This window comes from Sorangium sp. So ce128 (assembly GCF_051525245.1).
GTDB classification, from domain to species: Bacteria; Myxococcota_A; Polyangia; order Polyangiales; family Polyangiaceae; genus Sorangium; species Sorangium cellulosum_B.
Window position 1 is genome coordinate 1,516,052 of record NZ_CP150313.1, and the last position, 19,558, is coordinate 1,535,609.

The following is a 19,558-nucleotide window of genomic DNA, read 5'->3' on the forward strand; positions in this document are numbered from 1 at the left end:
CGCAGACGAGGGCACGCCTCCGTCGATGGACCGGCCCGGGGGCACCTGTGCTACCGTCGACCACAGCAGGCTCGGATGGCGGCGCGCCCCGTGGCCGGGCGTGAAGCACGGAGCTCTCATGAAGCCACCTGTCGTCGAAGGAGACGTCATCGCCGGCAAGTACCGGGTCGATCGCGTCGTGGGCCGAGGCGGCATGGGCATCGTGGTCGCGGCGAGCCACCTGTTCCTTCCGCAGCGTGTCGCGATCAAGCTCCTTCTCAGCACGGAGAGCCCGGCGCTCGTGCAGCGGTTTCTCCGCGAGGCGCGCGCGGTGGTCCGCCTCAAGGGCGAGCACGTCGTGCGGGTGTTCGACGTCGGCGAGCTCGGCTCGGGCATCCCTTACATCGTGATGGAGTACCTGGAGGGCGAAGATCTCTCCGATGTGCTCCGCGCCCGCGGCACGCTCAGCGTCGTGGACGCGGCCGACTACGTCCTGCAGGCCTGCCTGGCGATGGCCGAGGCGCACGCCGCGGGCATCGTGCACCGCGATCTCAAGCCGGCGAACCTCTTCCTCACGACGACGCCCGGCGGGGCGACGCTCATCAAGGTCCTCGACTTCGGGATCTCGAAGGAGGTTCCGGGCAGCACCGAGGGCGTCGGCGCATCGTTGACGCAGACGCGGGAGATGCTCGGCTCGCCCATCTACATGTCCCCGGAGCAGATGCGGTCGTCGCGCTCGGTCGACGCCCGCTCGGACGTGTGGGCGCTCGGCGCGCTGCTCTACCGCCTCCTGGTAGGGCAGCCGCCGTTCGAGGCCCCGGCGCTCGCCGAGCTCGTGCTGCAGGTCGCGAGCGCCGAGCCGATCCCGCCCACCGCGCTCAGGAGCGACATCCCACCGGGGCTCGAGGCCGCGATCCTCCATTGCCTCCAGAAGGATCCGGCCCGGCGGCCGCAGACCGTGGCCGACCTGGCGCGCGCGCTGGTGCCCTTCGCGACGGCGGGCGGGCAGGAGCGCGCGGAGCGCGCCGCGAGGATCCTCGGGGCGGGGGCGCAGGCGACGCCGCCGCCGACCGGTTCTGTGCCGCCGCCGCGGCTCGTGACGGCCAGCGGCCCTCCGAGCGCCCCGTCCGGCGCGATGGCGAGCCTCCTGCCCACGACGCGGGGGCTCACGCGGACGTCCGCGCGGCCCGGGTCGCGCAGGATCCTCGGGGCGGCGCTCGGGGCGGTCGCGCTCGCCGTGCTCGCGCTCGCCCTCTGGGGCGCGGTCGCGTTGCCCGGCAGAGCGCCGGAGGCGGCGGCGCTGCAGGCCGCGGCGGCCTCGCGAGACGACACGGCGCCGCGGCGCGCGCGGCAGGACACCGCGGCGCGCGGCGCGGACCCGCTGATCGCGCCGGAGCCGCCGCCGGCGGTCCGTGACGCCTCGCCGCCACAGCCGCCGTCGGTCTCCCCGGTCGTCGCGCCGGCCAACGACGCGGCGCCCTCCGGGGCGGCGCTCGAGGGCCGGCGCGCGCCCCCGGCGACGAGCGCGTCGGCGACGCTGAAGGCGCCGTCGGCGCCCGGAGGGACGAATCCCTTGGAACTACCGATCAAATGAGACAGGAACCTCCGGCCTCCGACCGGCGGCACCCCGCATTCCAGCCGGATACAGGCGAGGCGCCGGTGCGTTCGCGCCGCCCGGCGACGGGGCTCGCGCCAGCGGTCGCCATCGTGGTGTTGACCACGGCCGGCGGCGCGGCCGCGCAGCAACCCCAGCCCGCCCCTGCGGCGGCTCCTGCGCCGGCCGCTCCCGCGCCGGCGGCGGCTCCTGCACCGGCCGCTCCCGCGCCGGCCCCTTCCGCGCCGGGCGAGGCTGCTTCTGCGCCCGCCCGCGAGCGGCTGAGCGGTGAGGCCAGGGCCGATTACGAGTCCGGCAAGGCGCTCTTTCGCAACGGCGACTTCGCCAGCGCCTTCCTCAAGTTCCAGAGCGCCTACGGGAGCTCGAAGGACGCGCGCCTCCTCTGGAACATGATCGCCTGCACCTCCAAGATGCACCGGTACAGCCAGCTCCTTGCGCTGGTGGAGAGGTTGAAGCAGGAGGACCGCGGCGTCCTGCTCCCGGAGGACTGGGCGACGATCGCCGAGGTCGAGCGGAACGCCAGCGCCCTCGTCGGTCACCTGGACATCGCCGCGAGCGAGCGGGACGCGGAGGTGACGATCGACGGCGAGCTGATCGGGAAGACGCCGCTCCCGGGCAAGGTGATCGTCGACGCCGGCACCAGGCGAATCCGTGTCTTCAAGCCGGGGTTCAAGGAGCACCTCCGCGTGGAGAGCGTGTCCCCTGGCGCGCAGCTGGCGCTCGACGTCCGGCTGGCGCGGCCGATGAACGGCGGCAGGCTCTCGATCCTTGCCTCTCCGGGCGATCGCCTCGCGCTCGACGGCGAGTTCCTGGGTGAAGGGCAGTGGGAGGGCATCGTGCCGAGCGGCCGTCACGTGGTGAGGGTGACGGCGCCGGGGAAGGTGCCCTACCAGGCTCAGATACGGATTCAAGACGAGGCGCTGAGCAGCGTCCGCGTCGGCCTGGTGCCGGCCGAGAAGCGCGGCGGGACGCCGTCGTGGGTATGGATCGCCGGCGCCGGGGCGGTCGTCGCCGCGGCCTTGTCGGCCGGCCTCCTCCTCGCGCACGACCCCCATCCCGAGCAGGTAGGGGCGGGCCAGGGAGCCCCCAGCGAGGGCCGCCCGACCGGATTCGGTGGCCGGTTTTGAGGGGGCCGCCGCGGTCGACGGCGGCGCTCGCCCACGAACCTGCGCCTCGCGCTGGCGAGCGCGGCCGGCAGGCCGCCGTCAGATCATCCCTACCAGCGGTCCTGTGCAGAAGTCCGGGTCGCCGAACGTGTCGGCCTCGATGCCCATCGCGTGGAGCAGCGACAGGAGCAGGTCGTTGTGCGCGACCTCCTTCTGCTGGACGACGTATCGGCCCGTCTTGAATTGACCTCCCGCGCTCCCGGCGACGACATAAGGGATGTTCTTGCGCAGGTGATTGCCGTCCGCGTGCTCGTTGGTCCAGAAGATCACCGTGTTGTCGAAGACCGTGCCGTCGCCCTCCGGCATGCTCTTCAGCCTGGCGATCAGGTACGCGAGCTGCTCGGCGTAGAAGCGGCTGATCCTGGTGAGCCGCTCGCGGTTCACCTGATCGGCGTAGCCGTTGTGCGCCATCGGGTGGTGGCCCTCGGTGATGTCCGGCCCGAGGAAGCTCAGCACCTTGGTCGTCGCGGAGTTCGTGAAGTGCAGGCTCGCGACCCGCGTCAGATCGCAGGCGAGGGACATCGCGATGAGATCCAGCTGGAGCCGGCAGAGCTCCGGCATGCTGGCGACCTTGTCGACGTCGAGGTCCGGCGTCAGCGCCGGCGCGGCGCACGCCGGCGAGGTCGGCGCCGAGCCGCGATCGAGGCGCGACGCGATGTCCTCCACCGACGCGAGGTGCCCGTCGAGCTTCAGCCGATCCGCGGCGCCCAGGCGCTTGCGCAGCCGGTCGTAGTCCGAGGCCACCTTGCCGAGCACCGCCCTGCGCTGCTCGGTCTTCCGCGTCGCGTCGGCGGGCGCGACCGACAGGTCGGAGAAGAGCCGGTCGAACGCGGCGTACGGGCTGTTCTCCGGCGGCAGCGGCTGCGCCGGCCCGCGGTACGCGAGGCGCGCGCCCACGGTCGCCCCGTAGACGAGCACGCCGAGCTCGAGCGAGAGGAACTTGGTCTTCGTGCCGATGTGGTTCGCGATCTCCTGGTCGAGCGAGATGCCGTCGGCCCAGCCGCACGACAGCCCGGCGTCGCCGGGGAAGTCGCCCTCCTGCATCGCGCGCGCGGTCAGGCACTGCCCCGTGCCCTTCTGGTGCGCGTCGCCCGGCCCCGTCAGCGCCGACAGCGCGCTCACGTTGCCGAGGACCAGCAGATCCCTGTTGTGGTCCTTGAGCGGCGCCAGGATGGGCGACAGCTCCTCGCCGTCCTGGAACGTCGAGGACGACGGCCAGAAGTCCGGCGGGACGGTCCCGTTCGGCGTGTAGAGCACGATGAAGCGCTTCGGGAACTCGAGCCCGAACGCGGCCCGCCCCGTCTGCTCCGACGCCGGCGCGAGCCGCTTCGAGCAGCCCATGGCCTCGAGGAACGGCAGCGCGAGCGCCGCGCCGCCGAGGCCCCTGAGCACGGCGCGGCGGCTGAGTCGGTACGGCTTCATCACGGCTCTCCTCCCGGGGCGCTCTCCGCGGCGCCCCCTGCGTCGTCTCCCACGTTGATCTCGCGCCGGTAGCGGAACGCGTCGGTCTGGGTGAGCGCCACGAGCAGCGCCCTGACGTTGTACCGGGACGCCTCGAACGCCTCCGTCGCCTGCGAGAGGCTGCAGGCGTCCTCGCGCTGCTCGGCGCGGCCATAACCGAAGCGGAACCACTGCTTCACGACGCACGCGCGCACCTGCTCGCTCTCCGCGAGCCGGTGCGCGAGCTCGACCGCCCCGTCGAACGGCCCGTCGATGTCGGTCTGCGTGAGCTCGCCGCTGGCGTCGACAGGGATGCCGTTCTCGGCGTCCCGCCAGCGGCCGAGCGCGTCGTAGTGCTCGAAGCCGAACCCGATCGGGTCGAGCAGCGTGTGGCAGCTCCTGCAGCCCGGGTCGGACACGTGCTGCGAGAACTGCTCGCGCGTCGTCTTCGTCCGGTCGACCATCGGCGGCTCCGGGACCACGTCCGGCGGCGGCGGCGGGATCTGGCAGAGCAGGCTCTGGCGCACGAACCGGCCGCGGTGCACCGGCGAGGACCGGTTCGGCTTCGCGTAGAGCGAGAGCAGCCCGGCGTGCGTCAGGAAGCCGGCGCGCTGCGACGGATCGAGCTCCACCCGCTCGAACGCCTCGCCCTTCGGGCCTCCCTCGACGCCGTAGAGCTCGGCGAGCTCCCGGTTCATCATCGAATAGGACGCCGTGAACAGCGTGCTCACGCTCGCGTCCTCCTCGAAGATCGCGTGATCCAGGAACGCCTCGGTCTCGGCCTGGAAGAGCGGCAGGAGCTCGTCCCGGTACTCGGGGTAGAGCTCCGGATCCCTCCCGCCCGCGGCGATCTCGTCGATCTTCGAGAGCCCGAGCCACTGGCGGTGGAAGTTCTTCGCGGCCTCGCGCGCCCGCGGATCGTCCAGCATGCGCCGCGCCTGCGCCGTGATCTCCGCGGCGGTGCCGAGCGCCCCCTCCTCGGCGGCCGCGAAGAGCGCGTCGTCGGGCATCGTGCCCCAGAGCAGGTACGAGAGCCGCGAGGCGATCTCGTACGAGGTGAGCGGCACGACGTCGCCCTCCACCGGATCCGGCATGCCGAGCTCGACGCGGTAGAGGAAGTGCGGCGACTGGAGCATCGCCTGGACGACGAGCGAGAGGCCGGTCGACGCGTCGTCGGGCGTGTCCCCGAGGCCGAGCCCGCGGTCGAAGAGCGCCGCGAGCTCGGCGATCTCGTCCTCGGCGAGGGGCCGGCGGAACGCCCGCTTGCCGAGCGACGCGATGAGCGCCGTGATCTCGCCGCGGCACGAGGCGCCCGCCGCGGCCCCGCGGCACGAGGGCGCCTCGCCGAGCAGCTTGCCCGCCGCGCGCGCCGCGATGCCCTCGGCGGCGGTCATGTACTGCTCCGCGAGCAGCGGGCTCACCACGAGCGCCGCCGCCTGGTTGTTGAAGCCGAGCGACTCCTCCTCGGGCACGAAGCCCCTCGCAGGGCGGCTGTCGTCGCCGAGGAGATCGAGTATCGTATTGTCGTACTCCACCCGTGTCATGCGGCGGAGCGGCGACTCGCCTGGCTCGATGGAGGCGCAGAGCGGTGCCGTCGCCTCGCCGTCGTCGTCGTCGTTCGCGGGGAGATCGCCGAACTGCCCTGAGCAGGAGGCGAGGAGGAGCAGGCCGATGGGCCAGCGGAGAGCTCTTGGTTCAGCCATGGTGCCTCGTCGGCGAGCGCGAGCAGGGCACGGCGCGTTCCCCTCCGTGCAGCGCGCGCGGCGCGGCCGTGTGCGTGGCGCGCCATCTCGCCATCTTCAAGGAGCGTATGGCAAACCGTCGCTCCCGGATAGCAGCCGCGCTCGGAGCGGCCGAATCAAGTGGGAGCACGGGGCCGATCCGATCATCCCGTGTGCGCGTGTCTTACGGCGTTGCCGCGGACTCCGGCCTTCGAAGGCGGCTCGACCTGCGGTGTACGGAGCGACTATGCTCGCGCCCAATGCAAAGGCGAACGCTCGCCTGTCCTGTCTCTCGTCTCTCTCCTCGGGCGCCGCGGCGCCGCGCGCGCCGCTCTTCTGCGGCCGCGCCGCTCGGCGCGGCGCTCTCGGCGCTGTCGATGCTCCTGGCGCTCCTTTCGCCAGGCTCGGCGCTCGCCGATCCCAGCGCGGCGTCCAGCGCCGATCGCGCCGAGCGCGATGAAGGCGCCCGCCCGCCCGCCGCGGGGACCGCGCTCTTCAGCGCGGGTGTCGATCTCGAGATCGCGGGTCGTACGCTGTCCTATAGCGATCTGCTCTCCGACAACCTCCGCACCTACGAGGTGCTGGGCGTGCCCATGCCGTCCCTCCGGGGCGAGCTGTACCCGTTCGCGCGAAGCGCCGTCCCGGTGCTCCGCGACCTCGGCGTCGAGCTCTCGTACGCTCGCGCCCTCGGCCTCGACTCGGAGGGCGCCGGCGGAGCGAGCGTATCGACCTCGTGGAGCCGGCTCCACGCCGGCCTCCGGGGCCGTTACCGCCTCGCCGGGCAGGACGGGCCTGTCCTGTTCGCGGGCGGCGGACTCCGCTGGACCGACTTCGATATCGAGTCGACGGGCGACCCGTCGCGCGACGCCGCGTCGGTGTCTTACGTCGCCTTGCGCGTGGGGGTGGACGGGCGATTGCCGGTCGGCCCGGTCGCGCTGGAGGCCGGGGGAGGGGTCCAGGCGCCCCTCTCGATGGGAGCCCTCGCGTCTCATTTCCGCGCGCCGAGCGCTGGAGGCGTCGATCTCCGCGTCGCGGTCGCCGCCCCGTTCGCGCCGGGGCTCGAGGCGCGCGCCGGCGCGTCGTACGCGCGGTTCTTCTACGACTTCGACTCCGAGCCAGAGGACACGTACATCGCTGGCGGGGCGCTCGACCAGCTCTTCAGCGTTCACCTGGGGGTGGCTTATCATGGGGAGTGAGGTGCGCTCAGCGCGCGCGGCGCGCGCCGGGTCTGCCCGTCGCGGCGGGCGCTTCACGGCGGCGACGGCGGCGACGGCGGCGGCGCTCGTCGCTCCGGCCTTGCCGCTGCTCGCGGGGTGTCCGGGGACGATCGACGATCAGGAGCGGTTCGACCGGCGGCACGGCGGCGGCGGTCCGCAGGCCGCGTGCGCCGACGTGCCCGCGGTGTTCGCCGAGCGGTGCGGCGGCGCGAGCTGCCACGGGCCGGGCGAGCCCGCGGCCGGCCTCGACCTCGTCACGCTCGGCGTCGGCGATCGCGTCGCCGGCCGCCCGGCCACGAGCTGCGCCGGCGTGCTCGCCGACCCCGATCGGCCGGAGGAGAGCGCGCTCTACGTGCGGCTCACCGACGCGCCCTCGTGCGGCGCGCGCATGCCGCTCGGGGGGGCCCCGTATTCGTCCGAGGAGATCGCGTGTGTCGCCGCCTGGATCGCGGAGCTCACGCCGGCCGCGTGCAGCGGCCTCGACTGCGGCTGTCCCGGCTGCGTGTGCACGCCCAGCGCGCAGGAGGCGTGTTACACGGGCCCGGGGGGGACGGACGGCGTCGGGCGCTGCGTGGCCGGCACGCGCGTCTGCAACGCGGAGGGCACGTCGTGGGGCCCGTGCATGGGGGAGGTCCTGCCCGCGTTCGACGCGTGCGACACGCCCGACGACGAGGACTGCGACGGCGCGACGCCCGCCTGCGAGGACGTGTGGAGCCGCGGCTTCGGCGACGCGACCGGCCAGTACGCCCGATCCGTCGCGTTCGACGCGGACGGCAACGTGATCGTGGCCGGCCAGCTGGAGGGGACCGTCGATCTCGGCGGCGGCCCGCTCACGGCCACCGGCACGGACGCCTTCGTGGCGAAGTTCGACAGGTTCGGCGCGCACGTCTGGAGCAAGCTGTTCCCGGGCGACGGCAACCAGTTCGCGATGGCGCTCGCTGTCGACGCGGCGGGCAGCGTCCTCGTGGCGGGCCGCGCCTTCGGCCGCGTCGATCTCGGCGGCGGCGAGCTCGCGTCGCACGGGAGCGACGACGTCTTCGTCGTCAAGCTGGGCGGCGGCGGCGAGCACATCTGGAGCAGGATCTTCGGCGGATCCGGCGCGGATCGCTGCGACCGCATCGCCGTCGACGCGGCGGGCAACGTCCTCGTGGCGGGCGGCTACCACGGCGCCGTCGACTTCGGCGCCGGCGAGCTCACGAGCGCGGGCATGCGCGACGCCTTCGTGCTGCGCCTCGCCTCGGACGACGGCCGGACGCTCCTCGCCCTGCGCGCCGGCGGCGAAGGCGACGACTACGCCCACGGGATCGCGGTCGACGCCGACGGCAACCTGCTCGTCGCGGGGTATTTCGAGGGATCCATCGACCTGGGCGGCGCGCAGCTCGTGAGCGCCGGCCTCTCCGACATCTTCCTCGCCAAGCTCCGTCCTTCCGGCGACCACGTCTGGAGCGCCCGGTTCGGCGGCGCCGAGGCGGACGAGGCCCACGACGTCGCGGTCCACCAGGCGACGGGCGACGTGGCGCTCACGGGCACGTTCGCGTCGACCATCGACCTCGGCGGCGAGCCGATGGTGAGCGCCGGCGGGCGGGATCTGTTCGTCGCCAGGCTCTCCGGCGCCGGCGCGCACCTCATGAGCCGGCGCTTCGGCGACGACGAGGACCAGCTGCTCACCGATTTCGAGACCGGGGCGCGCGCGAGCGTTGCGGTGGACTCCGCCGGCAATCTCCTGCTCGCGGGGCCGCTGTTCGGCTCAGCGGACTTCGGCGGAGGGCCGCTGACGAGCCGAGGCAAGACCGATGTCTACCTGGTCAAGCTCGGCGCCTCGAACGATCACGTGTTCAGCAAGCTGTTCGGCGACGTCCAGACGCAGGTCGGACTCGACGTGGCGGCGGGCTCAGGCGCGAGCGTGCTGATCGCCGGCCGTTTTTACGGCGCCATCAACTTCGGTCAAGGGGTGCTCTCGAGCGCAGGCCAGGGCGACGCGTTCGTCGCGAAGCTCTCTTTATAAATACCGTTCTCATTGCAATCGTCGCGCTCGCTCGCTAGCGCTGCGCGCTGTTTGCCCACCTCTTCTGCCAAGGTCACCTACGGCGCGTGGCAATTTGCCTCGCTGGGGCAGCATGGCTGTTCGCTCATCGCTCGTCTGGGCACGTTGCTCCCATTCCTTGCCTCGTTTCCAGCTTTCTCGCAGTGGCATGTTCTCTGCTCGACACCGCTCGACCGCGCGGCGAGATGCTCCGCTGATCGGAGGATTTTCGTCGAGCCGAGCGGGCGAGTTCGAAGGAGCAGAGGTATGCGCGTCCTGCTTATCACCAAGATCTTCCCGAACGCGACGAACCCGGGACAGGCGCCGTTCAACCGGCGTCAGTTCGCCGCGCTCTCGAGGTATTGCGACATCGACGTCTTCGCGACGATCCCCTGGTTTCCGGGGGCTTCCAGGTTCTCCCGGTGGTCCATGTCGAGCGACGCGCCTCGCGAGGACGTGATCGAGGGGTTGCCGGTGCGCCACCCGCGATTCCTCTATGTGCCCAAGGTGGCGCCGTATCTCAATGGCCCGCTCTATGCGGCGTCCATGCTCTTCGAGCTGGCGCGCCACCGTCCTGCGCCGGACGTCATCGTGGGCTCGTTCGCCTATCCGGACGGATTCGCCGCGGTGTGCCTCGCGGAGCTGCTCGGCGTCCCGGCGGTCGTCAAGGTGCATGGCTCGGACGTCGACGTGCTCTCGCAGCAACCGGCGGTCAGGCCCTCGCTCGAGTGGGGTCTCCGGCGCGCGACCCGCGTCGTCGCCGTGAGCAAGCAGCTGGCCGAGGGGGTCCACGCGCTCGGCGTCCGTCGCGACCGCATCGATGTCGTCATGAACGGCGTCGATCGCGGCCTGTTCTACCCGCGCGACCGGGGCGAGGCCCGCGCCGCCCTGGGCCGCCCCGCGGAGCGCCGGCTGCTGCTCTACGTCGGCCACCTGCTCCGCGACAAGGGCGCGCTCGACGCGATCGCCGCGTTCGAGAGCATCGCCGCCGCGCACCCCGACATCGACCTCGCGCTGGTCGGGAGCGGCGCGGACGAGCAGGCCTGCAGGTCGGCGGCGGCGCGGCTCGACGGGCGCGTCCTGATGACCGGTCGCCTGCCGCACCACGAGGTGGCGCGCTGGGTCGCCGCCTGCGATGCGCTCGTCCTGCCGAGCCATCACGAGGGCACGCCCAACGTCGTGATCGAGTCGCTCGCGTCGGGCCGCCGGGTGGTCGCGACGCGGGTCGGGGGCATCCCCGACGTGATCACTGGCCCCGAGCTCGGCGAGCTCGTCTCGCCCGGCGATCTCCCCGCCCTGGCCGGCGCCATGGCGCGCGCGGCGCACGCGCCCTACGATCCCGAGCGGATCTCGGCGCTCGCCGGGTGCAAGGGGTGGGACGAGAGCGCTCGCGCGCTCCACGACACGCTCGTCCTGGCGCGGAGCGAGCGGCGCTCGCCAGCGCCCGCGCCCGCGCCGCTGCGCGTGCCCGTGATCGACAACGGCCCCGCGCTCCAGGCGGACGCGCAACCCCCTGCGTCCGTGCGACGGGCGCCGCCCCCCTCGCGGCGGTTCCCCGACGGCGCGCAGCTCGGGGTCGGCCAGGCCTGAAGGGCCCTGGCCCCGCCTCAGGCCACGGGCACGGCCTTTTCTGGCCGCAGGCGAACGGTGGGGCCGGGATCCGGGGGCGGCGGCTCGGCGCGCGGCATCGCGGCGCGCGCCGTCCAGAAGCTCCTTGCGTCGTCCGGCGTCCACGCCGGCGCCGGCTCGCATGCGTCGAGCGCGGCGAGCAGCTCGCGCGCGCTCTGGTAACGGTCGCCTGGCCGCTTGGCGAGGCACCGCATCACCACCTCTTCCAGCTCCGACGACAGCGGCCAGGGCGCGCGCAGCGACGGCGGGATCGGCGGCATCGTCAGGTGCGAGTAGACGAGCTTGCCGAAGCTCCGGCCGTCGAAGGGGGCCACGCCCGTCAGCAGGTAATAGAGCGTGACCCCGAGCGAGTAGATGTCGCTCCGGGCGTCCACGGCGCCGGCCGAGATCATCTCCGGGGACATGTACGTCGGCGTTCCCTTGATCACGCCGACGTCCGTCATGCTCGCGTCTCCCTCCAGGCTCACCTGCTTCGCGATCCCGAAGTCGAGCACCTTGAGCACGTCCTGCTCGTCCCCCACGCGCGTGATGTAGAGGTTGTGGGGCTTGATGTCGCGGTGGATGACGCCCGCGTCGTGCGCCTCCGCCAGCGAGAGGCAGGCCTGCCGCGCGAAATGGACGACCCGGGAGGGCGGCATCGGGCCGTGATCGCGCACCAGGGTGGCCAGGTCGGCGCCGGCCAGGTGCTCCATCGCGATGTAGAAGATGCCGTCGCTGCTCGCCCCGAAATCGAAGATCCGGATCGTGTGCGGCGACGTGAGCCGGCTCGTCGCGCGCGCCTCGCGCTCGAAGCTGCGCACGTCACCCTCGGACTTGCTCTCGCTGCGGAGCAGCTTCAGCGCCACGTCGCGGCGGAGCGACTCGTCCCAGGCGAGCCACACCTCGTTCTGCCCGCCCCGACCGACCGGCGCCACGAGCCGGTAGCGGCCGAGCTTGCGGGCCTCGTAGACCTGCTGGCGCGCCGACCAGAGGCCGTGGCTCGCCGCCGACACCAGGATCGCGGTGGCGAGCACGAAGATGTAGTTGCAGGCGAAGATCACGAGCGACCGCGGCGACGTCCACTGCGCAGCCAGCGCCGGGTCGAGGGACGCCCCCGCGCCCATGATGATGGGGAAGCTGAGCGCCACAGGGATCGTCATCCGGAGCGATCGCGAGAAGTGCGTGGGCAGGATCGTCGCGTCGACGAGCATCACGATCGACAGCCCGTGCATGTAGTTCCAGGTCAGATCCCCGAACTCCAGCGCCATCACGGAGATGAGCCCCCCCGTGCTCCACACCGCGAAGACGTGCGCCGCGTCGAGGAGCTCGGCCGAGGTCTGCTCGCGCCGGGCGAGGAGGTACAGCCAGAGCAGGATGACCTCGCCGAGCAGCCGGTAGAGCAGCAGCCGGGTGACCGAGGCGCTCGGAAACACGGCGAGCACCACGAACACGTCGAGCGCCGCGAACGTGGGCCAGGTCACGAGCGCCGTGGGGAGGCCCCGCGCCATCGCGCGGCGCTCGTCCGCCGAGCTGACGCCTCGAGGTCCCTGGGATCCCGTCGAATGGAAGCTGCTCGAGGCGGTCATGGTGCGGCGCGGGCCGTATCGCAGGCCATTGGAGCCCTGCGCTGGCGCGGAGTCAAAGCGCACGTCGCCCGTCGGGAGGAGCGAGAAATGACGCATCGCACGTGTCGCACGCAACGTACGTGGGGCGCGCATCGCGCGCATCACACACGTCGTACGCGTTGCCCACGTCGTACGCACCACGCGGGCGCCGCCCGGGCGCGGCGCGGCGAGCGCGCCTCCGGGGTTCCGCCGGCGGGGCGTTCGTTGTAGAGGCGCTCCGCGCTCGCTCCGAGACCGCCGCCATGGCGGCGATCTCGGCGGCGCTCCGCGGGGAAATGGGATGAAGCAGAGACGTGCGCTCATGATCATCGCGGTCCGCAATGGCGTGCTCGCCGGCGCGGCCCCCGCGCGGGCGGCCAGGGGCCCGCGCGCGATCCTGGGACGGGCCCTCTCTCTCGCGCGCGGCTGCTGCGGCGCGCCGGTGCGCTGACGGCCCGTGGCGAAGATCGGCTACTACGTCCACGGGCGCGGGCGCGGGCACGCGAGCCGCGCGCTCCCGATCGTGGGAGCCCTCCGCGAGCGCGGCCACGAGCTCCGGATCTACGGCGGCGGCCAGGCGGCGGACCTGCTCGGCGCGCTCCCGGAGCACCGCCTCGTGCGGCCGATCCACCGCGGGCTCGCGGGCGTGATCGAGCTCCCGCGCCGCCTGGCGAAGGAGATCGTCGAGCAGGCGGGCTTCCGGCCCGACGCCATCGTGAGCGACGGCGACGTCCCGTCGCTGCTCGCCGCGCGCGCGCTCGGGATCCCCGCCGTCGCGCTCGGCCACGATCTCGTCTTCTCGCGCTGCCGCCTGCCCGAGGGGCTGCCGAGGCTGCGGGTGCTCGCGTGCCGGCGCACGACCTGGGCCTCCAGCCGGGCGCGCCGCGCGGTCGCCGTCCACTTCCTGCCGATCGAGCCGGAGACGCCGGGCACCCTCGTCGCGCGGCCCGAGCGCCGGCTCGCCCCCGCGCGCGCCGGCGAGCCCGGGGCCGTCGTCTGCTACTTCAGCGAGTGCGACGCGCGCCGCGTGCTCGATCTCGTCGCGCGCGACGGCCGGCGCGTCATCGCGTTCGGCGACCCGGGCCTCGACATGCCCGGCGTCGAGGCGCGCCCCTTCGATCCGGGCGCGTTCCTCGGTCACCTCGAGGGCGCGTCGGCGGTCGTGACCACCGCCGGCAGCAACGTCCTCGCCGAGTGCGTGCTCGCCGGCAAGCCCGTGCTCGCGCTCTACGACGACCGCCACAACGAGCAGACGCTCAACGCGCTCCTCGCCGAGCGGGCCGGCGTCGCCGTCGCGAGCTCGCTCGCGGCGCTCTCGCCGGACGTCGTGGCGCGCTTCTTCGATCGCTGCCGCGCCGCCGACTTCGCTCGCATCGACCTGGAGCGCGCGCTGCCGAGCGCGCCTTCCGCCGTGCTCACCCTGCTGGAGGAGGCGTGCGCGGGCGCCTCGTGACGAGGTGCATCGCGACGTTCGCACCTCGCACCGTGGCCGAAGTCGACACAAGCGGCATGAGCTTTGCTAATTACGCCCACTGCCGACAGGCCGATTGGCCGACGAGGAATGGCTGCTGTGCCGAGCAGCAGGCAGCGCTCGCGGCCGCAGCGTGACACGGCTGTCGCGGGCGCGACACGAGCGCCCTACCGCCCGTCACGCTGCGCGCCTCGGTCGGCCATCGACCACGGTTCGCGCCGCTTCTCCAGGAGCAACGAAGATGACGATGGATGCAATTCTGCCGCTCAGCGACCACCGGAGCGATCGCGCGCCGCACGAGGCGATCGCGCCGGCGCGTCCCACGCCGTCGACGGGACCCGCGCGGGGAGGGCTCTCCTCCGTCAGGGTGCAAGCGGCCATTCCAGAGAATCCCTTCGCTGCCCTCTCCGGCGCCAACGGGCGGCCGCTCAAGGTCGCCATCCTCAGCGATTTCACGCGCATTCCTTACGCGAATGGCGCGGTCTTCCAGACGCGGGCCCTGTATCGCGCGCTCAACACCTGTGGTCACCAGGCAACACTGATCGGACCTCGGGATCCGGATGCCTCGGCCGACGAGATCCCTCCCGGCACCGTCGCCTTGCCCAGCCTGCCGCTGCGCACCTACCCGGGGGTGCACCTGCCCATCCCCGTGGGATCCTCGGTGCTCGATCCGATGCGGTGGGATTTTGACATCTGCTTTGCGCAGACCACGACCCTGCTCGTCGAGTTCGGCATCTGGCTGCGCAAGATGCGCGGCATCCCGCTGCTCTGCGTGAACACGACGCACCTCGCGGCCGCGTACGACGTGCTCCTGCCGGAGCGGGTCTCCCGGATCGGCGCGGTCCACACGGTGCTCCACAAGACGCTCCGCGCGCCGATGGAGCGGCTCTTCGTGGACCTGTACAACCAGGGAGACGGCCTCGTCGTGCTGAGCGAGGGCCTTCGCGATTACTGGCGCGAACGGGGCGTGACGGTGCCCATCCACGTCATCCCGCGGATGGTCCCCGAGGACGTGTTCGAGCGCCCGCTCGGCCCCGACCCCTACGTGCAGCTGCTCGAGGAGCGCGGGCTCGACCCGCGCGGCCCCCGCCTCGTCTGCGCGGGCCGCCACACCCGGGAGAAGTCGCAGCACCGGCTGATCCGCATCTTCGCCGAGCACATCGCCCCGCACGAGCCGCAGGCGACGCTCACGCTCGTCGGCGACGGGCCGGACAGCGTGGCGTACGCGGCGCTCGCGCGCGAGCTGGGCGTCGCGCGCCGGGTCATCTTCACGGGCGAGGTGCCGTACAGCCAGATCTCGGACTACTACCGGCACGCGAACCTCTTCCTGCACGCCTCGCTGAGCGAGACGTTCGGAAACGTGCTCAGCGAGGCGCTCTGGTGCGGCTCCCCGACGGTCGCGTTCGCCGACGGCATGGGCGTGAGCTCGCAGATCCAGAGCGGCCACAACGGCCTGCTGATCGACCCGGGCCGCGGGCCGATCGCCGAGGAGAGCGCGAACGCCGCGTACGGCAAGGCCGTGCTCGCGCTCACGCGCGACCCGCTCGCCGCCGCGCGGCTCGGAAACGCGGCCGCGCAGCGGGCGCGCGAGCGGTCCTCGCCCCTCGTCGTGCAGCGCATGCTCGCGAACGCGTTCGCGCACGCGCGCGAGCACGCGAGGCAATCCAACCTGCGCCCGCTCGTCGACGGGCCGAAGGCGCTCCAGTGGCTGGAGACTTTCCGGCACTTCCGCACCTGGATGGGCTTCACCGGCGGCCTCTTCGCGTTCGGCCACCTGCGCCCCGCGGCGGCGCCGCGGCCCAAGGGAATCCAGCCGTCGTTCTGCGCCTAGCGCGCGTGGTAAGACCGGCCCGAAGACGGCCCGCACGCGGCCGCTTCGAGGTGTTCCCGGTTTCGAGGTGTCCTTCGAATGCTCCTCAGGATGATCGGTGCGCTCGTCGATATCAGCGGGCGCCGTCCCTGGCTCGTCATCGCGCTCGCCCTCCTCTCCATGGCAGGGCTATGGGGGTACGCGTCGCGGCTCGAGCTGCGCACGGAGCTCCGCGAGCTCCTGCCGAGCGACAGCCCGGCGTTCCAGGCCTACGAGCGTCAGGCCCAGCGCGTGGACGGTGGAGCGCAGCTCATCGTCATCGCCGAGTCGCCGGATCGCGGCGCGAACGAGCGGTTCATCGACGCGCTCGCGGAGCAGCTGAACGAGCCGCTCCGGAAGCGCGCGGCCTGCGCCGCGGCGTGCGGCGACGACGCCTGCCGGGCGGCGTGCGGGCCGCCGGCGCTCATCCGCTACGTGGAGTCCGGCACGAAGGAGGTCCGCAGCTTCTTCGACGCGAACAAGTGGCTCTACGCGAGCGTCCGCGAGCTCGAGGCGGCGGACGAGGCGATCGAGCTGGAGCTCGCGCTGCGGAGCGGCCTCATCGAGGATCTGGAGGCTTCCGGGGCGCCCGGCGGTGACGCGGGCGCGGCGGCGACGCCGGCGCCGGCCCAGAAGGGGCTGTCGCTCGACGAGACCTGGCAGGAGCTCCAGCGGCGCCTGAAGAAGATCGACGAGTTCCCGAGCGGCTACTTCGCCACGCCCGACGGGCGCATGGTCGCGCTCCGCATCGTCTCGCGCAGCGCCGGGATGGGCGATCGCCGCGCGGCGGAGCTCCTCGACCAGGTGACCGCGCTCGTCTCGCGCCTCGATCCTGCGGCGTTCCACCCGGCCATGCAGGTCGGGTACGCGGGCGACATCCCGAACGCCATCGCCGAGCAGAAGTCGCTCGTGAGCGAGGCGGTGTGGGCCACCGCCATCGCGCTCGTGCTGATCGTCGGCGGCGTGATGATCTACTACCGCTCGCCCTGGTCGCTCGTGGTGATCCTGCTCCCCACGGCCCTCGGCGCCAGCGCGGGGTACGCGTTCGCGACCCTGACCTACGGCTACGTCAACACGGTCGGCGCCTTCCTCGGGGCGATCATCGTCGGCAACGGGGTCAATTACCCGATCGTGCTCCTGTCGAGGTACCGCGACTTCCGCGCGCGCGGCATGCCCGCGGACGAGGCGCGGCGCGAGGCGGTCATCAACGCGTTCCGCGCCGAGCTCGTCGGGGCGAGCGTGGCGGCGATCGCCTACGGATCGCTCACGATCACGCACTTCCGCGGGTTCAGCCAGTTCGGCACGATCGGCTTCGTCGGGATGTTCATGGTGTGGGCGTCCATCGTGCCGCTCGTGCCCGCGACGCTCGTCGCGATCGAGCGCATCCAGGCGAGGCTCCCGCGCTGGATGCGCGATCCGGCGCCGCGCGTCTCGGACGAGGGCACCGCGGGGCCCAGCGCGCGGGCGCTCGCGCGCGTGACGTCGCGGTGGCCGCTCGCGTTCCTCGCGGTCGCGCCGGTCATCGTCGCGCTCGCGGCGTGGAAGCTCCCCGCGTACATCCGGGATCCCTGGGAGTACAACTTCGCGCGCCTCGGCTCGAAGAGCTCGCGGGAGAAGGGCGCGGGGAGCTGGTCGCTCAAGGCGTCCGAGGTCTTCGGCGGGAAGATGAACGTCGCCGGCGCGATGATGCTCGCGGACACCCCCGAGCAGGTGCCGGCCATCAAGGCGCAGATCCTGGCGAACGACGCGAAGGATCCGCAGGGCCAGCTCGTGGCCGACGTCGCGACGATCGCCGACGCCCTCCCCGGCACGGCCGAGGAGCAGCAGCGGAAGATCGAGATCCTGGAGCGCATCCGGGACCGGCTGACCCCGCGGGTGCTGAAAGCGCTGAGCCCCGAGGAGCGCGAGCGCGTCCTCAGCATGAAGCCGCCGGAGGCGCTGCGCGTCATCGGCCCGAAGGACCTGCCCGACCTCATCCGCCGCAGGTTCGAGGAGAACAACGGCGTCGTGGGGACGGTGTTCTACGTGAAGTACAAGAACAACGTCTCGTTCTCGAACGGCAGGAACCTCCTGCGGATGGCCGACACGACCGGCGACGTGGTCCTCCCTGACGGGACCCACGTCGTCACGGCGAGCAGGCCGACGGTCTTCGCCGAGATGATCCGGTCGATGGAGCGCGACGGTCCGCTGGCGACGGCGGCCTCGCTCCTCGCGGTCACGGCCGTCGTGGTGCTCGCGACGGGCAGCATCGCGGGCGCGCTCGCGGTCCTCCTGGCCCTCGTGCTCGGCGTGCTCGCGACGGCCACCGCCATGGCGGCGCTCGACGTCAAGATCAACTTCCTGAACTTCATCGCGCTCCCGATCACGTTCGGCATCGGCTGCGAGTACCCCTTCAACGTCTTCGATCGCGCGCGGCTGCTCGGCGGCGACGTGTCGCTCGCGCTCAAGCGCTCGGCCGGCCCCGTGGCCCTCTGCAGCTACACGACCGTGCTGGGCTACGGGTCGCTCATCTTCGCCGACAACCAGGCGCTGAACTCGTTCGGCTGGGTCGCGGTCAGCGGCGAGTTGGCGTGCGTCGCGTGCGCGCTCCTGTTCCTCCCGGCGCTGCTCCACGTCATGAACCGCTCGGCGCGGATGCGGCGCTCGTGGAAGGGCGGCCTCCTCCTGCGCGGGAGCAACCATTCGTGAAGATCCTCGACGTCGCGGAGTTCTTCTCGTCCCGCGGGGGCGGCGTGCGGTCGTACCTGGAGGAGCTCGTGCGCCAGGGGAGCCGGCGCGGCCACGAGATCGTCGTCGTGGCGCCCGGGCCGCGCGACGAGGTGGTGCCGCTCGAGGGGGGCCGCGTCGTGCGGGTGGCCGGCCCGCCGATGCCGTACGACCCGACCTACCACGCGCTCCTCCGGCTCGGCGCGGCGCGGGCGATCATCCGCCGCGAGGCGCCGGACGTGGTGCAGGCGAGCGCGCCGTACACGGCCGCGCTCGTCGCGGCGAGCGCCCGCGAGGTCCCGCTCCGCACGCTCGTGTACCACTCGGATCAGATCAGCACCTACGCGGCGCCGCTGCTCGACCGGGTGCGCCCGCGCGCGGTCGCCCGGGCGCTCGAGGGCGCGCTGTTCGCCTGGCCGCGCGCGCTGTCGCGGCGGTTCGACGCGACGATCGCCCCCGGGGCGTTCATCGCGGAGCAGCTCCGCAGCCACGGCTGCGAGCGCGTCCACCGCGTCACCTTCGGCGTGAAGCGCGGCGACTTCGACCCCTCCCGCGCGGACGCGGCGCTGCGCCGCAGCCTGCTCGGCCGGTTCGCGGACGAGCCCTCGGCCGCGCTGCTCCTCGTCGCGTGCCGGCTGGCCGTCGAGAAGCGGGTCGCGCTCGTGATCGACGCCGCGCGGGAGCTCGCGGCGCGGCGCCCGGTCGCCCTCGCGGTGCTGGGCGACGGGCCCGAGCGGGCGCGGCTCGAGCGCCGCGCGGCCGCCCTTCCGCAGGTGACCTTCCTCGGCTTCGCCAAGGACCGCGCCACCTACGCCGCGCTGCACGCCAGCGCCGACGTCTTCGTCCACGGGGGCGCCGCCGAGACGTTCGGCTTCGTGCTGGGCGAGGCGCTGTGCTCGGGCCTGCCGCTCGTCGTCCCGGCCGCCGGCGCCGCGCTGGATTTCGTGCAGCCCGGCGCCGCCGAGGTGTACGCGCCGCGCGCCTCGCCGGGCGAGGTGGCCGCCGCGATCGAGCGGGTGCTCGCGCGCCCGCGGGAGGAGCGCGTCGCGGCGGCGCGGGCCGCGGGGGAGCGGCTGCCCACGAGCGACGAGCACTTCAAAGCGCTGTTCGCGCTCTACGCGGACCTGCTCGAGCGCGGCGTGCGCGGCGAGGGCTGACG

Annotated in this window: 13 protein-coding genes; 10 read left to right on the forward strand and 3 right to left on the reverse strand. The window is 73.0% G+C overall.

The genetic code is table 11. The features are described from left to right. Positions 1-118 precede the first annotated feature (118 nt). Together WME82_RS05815 and WME82_RS05820 are read left to right on the forward strand one after the other, a co-directional pair. A complete protein-coding gene (locus WME82_RS05815) occupies positions 119-1,573 on the forward strand; it encodes a serine/threonine-protein kinase (RefSeq protein ID WP_438042005.1) in 1,455 nt (484 codons plus the stop codon). Next, entirely contained in the window at positions 1,570-2,721 is a 1,152-nt protein-coding gene (locus WME82_RS05820; RefSeq protein WP_438042006.1) for a PEGA domain-containing protein, read from the forward strand. The genes WME82_RS05815 and WME82_RS05820 overlap by 4 nt, the downstream gene beginning before the upstream one ends. A 78-nt stretch (positions 2,722-2,799) precedes the next feature. On the opposite strand, the gene WME82_RS05825 is transcribed toward WME82_RS05820, so the two are convergent. Next, complete coding sequence (locus WME82_RS05825; protein WP_437744511.1) at positions 2,800-4,182, reverse strand: DUF1552 domain-containing protein; 1,383 nt, start codon at positions 4,180-4,182, stop codon at positions 2,800-2,802. Further along, on the reverse strand, positions 4,182-5,903 hold the full coding sequence (locus WME82_RS05830; RefSeq protein WP_438042007.1) for a DUF1592 domain-containing protein: 1,722 nt from the start codon (positions 5,901-5,903) through the stop codon (positions 4,182-4,184). Before WME82_RS05830 ends, WME82_RS05825 begins: the two co-directional genes overlap by 1 nt. Positions 5,904-6,181: 278 nt before the next feature. On the opposite strand from WME82_RS05830, the gene WME82_RS05835 reads away from it, so the two are divergent. The 3 genes from WME82_RS05835 to WME82_RS05845 all read left to right on the forward strand — a co-directional run bounded on the left by WME82_RS05835 (position 6,182) and on the right by WME82_RS05845 (position 10,751). Beyond that, positions 6,182-7,117 (forward strand): hypothetical protein, encoded by a 936-nt coding sequence (locus tag WME82_RS05835; RefSeq protein ID WP_438042008.1) that lies wholly within the window; start codon positions 6,182-6,184, stop codon positions 7,115-7,117. Position 7,118: 1 nt separating this feature from the next. Next, entirely contained in the window at positions 7,119-9,143 is a 2,025-nt protein-coding gene (locus tag WME82_RS05840; protein WP_438042009.1) for an SBBP repeat-containing protein, read from the forward strand. A 285-nt stretch (positions 9,144-9,428) separates the two neighbouring features. Then, a complete protein-coding gene (locus WME82_RS05845; RefSeq protein WP_438042010.1) occupies positions 9,429-10,751 on the forward strand; it encodes a glycosyltransferase family 4 protein in 1,323 nt (440 codons plus the stop codon). Between the two features lie 17 nt (positions 10,752-10,768). Here the strand turns inward: WME82_RS05845 and WME82_RS05850 are convergent, their stop codons facing one another. Next, entirely contained in the window at positions 10,769-12,277 is a 1,509-nt protein-coding gene (locus tag WME82_RS05850; RefSeq protein WP_437744516.1) for a serine/threonine-protein kinase, read from the reverse strand. Positions 12,278-12,674: 397 nt separating this feature from the next. Here WME82_RS05850 and WME82_RS05855 point away from each other — a divergent pair, with 397 nt between their 5' ends. The 5 genes from WME82_RS05855 to WME82_RS05875 all read left to right on the forward strand — a co-directional run bounded on the left by WME82_RS05855 (position 12,675) and on the right by WME82_RS05875 (position 19,556). Then, positions 12,675-12,824, forward strand: coding sequence for a hypothetical protein (locus tag WME82_RS05855; protein WP_438042011.1), 150 nt, complete (start codon positions 12,675-12,677; stop codon positions 12,822-12,824). A gap of 6 nt (positions 12,825-12,830) precedes the next feature. After that, on the forward strand, positions 12,831-13,826 hold the full coding sequence (locus WME82_RS05860; RefSeq protein WP_438042012.1) for a glycosyltransferase family protein: 996 nt from the start codon (positions 12,831-12,833) through the stop codon (positions 13,824-13,826). Between the two features lie 265 nt (positions 13,827-14,091). Continuing rightward, on the forward strand, positions 14,092-15,675 hold the full coding sequence (locus WME82_RS05865) for a glycosyltransferase (protein ID WP_438042013.1): 1,584 nt from the start codon (positions 14,092-14,094) through the stop codon (positions 15,673-15,675). A gap of 90 nt (positions 15,676-15,765) precedes the next feature. Continuing rightward, entirely contained in the window at positions 15,766-18,381 is a 2,616-nt protein-coding gene (locus WME82_RS05870; RefSeq protein ID WP_438042014.1) for an efflux RND transporter permease subunit, read from the forward strand. Next, the gene (locus tag WME82_RS05875; protein WP_438042015.1) at positions 18,378-19,556 is read left to right on the forward strand and encodes a glycosyltransferase family 4 protein; all 1,179 of its coding nucleotides are present in this window, start codon (positions 18,378-18,380) and stop codon (positions 19,554-19,556) included. Before WME82_RS05870 ends, WME82_RS05875 begins: the two co-directional genes overlap by 4 nt. Positions 19,557-19,558: the final 2 nt, after the last annotated feature.

What these genes read in the sequence shown, in the direction of transcription:
- WME82_RS05815 (WP_438042005.1), top strand. Translation starts at nt 119, where the DNA reads ATGAAGCCACCTGTCGTCGAAGGAGACGTCATCGCCGGCAAGTACCGG.
- WME82_RS05820 (WP_438042006.1), top strand. Translation starts at nt 1,570, where the DNA reads ATGAGACAGGAACCTCCGGCCTCCGACCGGCGGCACCCCGCATTCCAG.
- WME82_RS05825 (WP_437744511.1), bottom strand. Translation starts at nt 4,182, where the DNA reads ATGAAGCCGTACCGACTCAGCCGCCGCGCCGTGCTCAGGGGCCTCGGC.
- WME82_RS05830 (WP_438042007.1), bottom strand. Translation starts at nt 5,903, where the DNA reads ATGGCTGAACCAAGAGCTCTCCGCTGGCCCATCGGCCTGCTCCTCCTC.
- WME82_RS05835 (WP_438042008.1), top strand. Translation starts at nt 6,182, where the DNA reads ATGCAAAGGCGAACGCTCGCCTGTCCTGTCTCTCGTCTCTCTCCTCGG.
- WME82_RS05845 (WP_438042010.1), top strand. Translation starts at nt 9,429, where the DNA reads ATGCGCGTCCTGCTTATCACCAAGATCTTCCCGAACGCGACGAACCCG.
- WME82_RS05850 (WP_437744516.1), bottom strand. Translation starts at nt 12,277, where the DNA reads ATGGCGCGGGGCCTCCCCACGGCGCTCGTGACCTGGCCCACGTTCGCG.
- WME82_RS05855 (WP_438042011.1), top strand. Translation starts at nt 12,675, where the DNA reads ATGAAGCAGAGACGTGCGCTCATGATCATCGCGGTCCGCAATGGCGTG.
- WME82_RS05865 (WP_438042013.1), top strand. Translation starts at nt 14,092, where the DNA reads ATGGATGCAATTCTGCCGCTCAGCGACCACCGGAGCGATCGCGCGCCG.
- WME82_RS05870 (WP_438042014.1), top strand. Translation starts at nt 15,766, where the DNA reads ATGATCGGTGCGCTCGTCGATATCAGCGGGCGCCGTCCCTGGCTCGTC.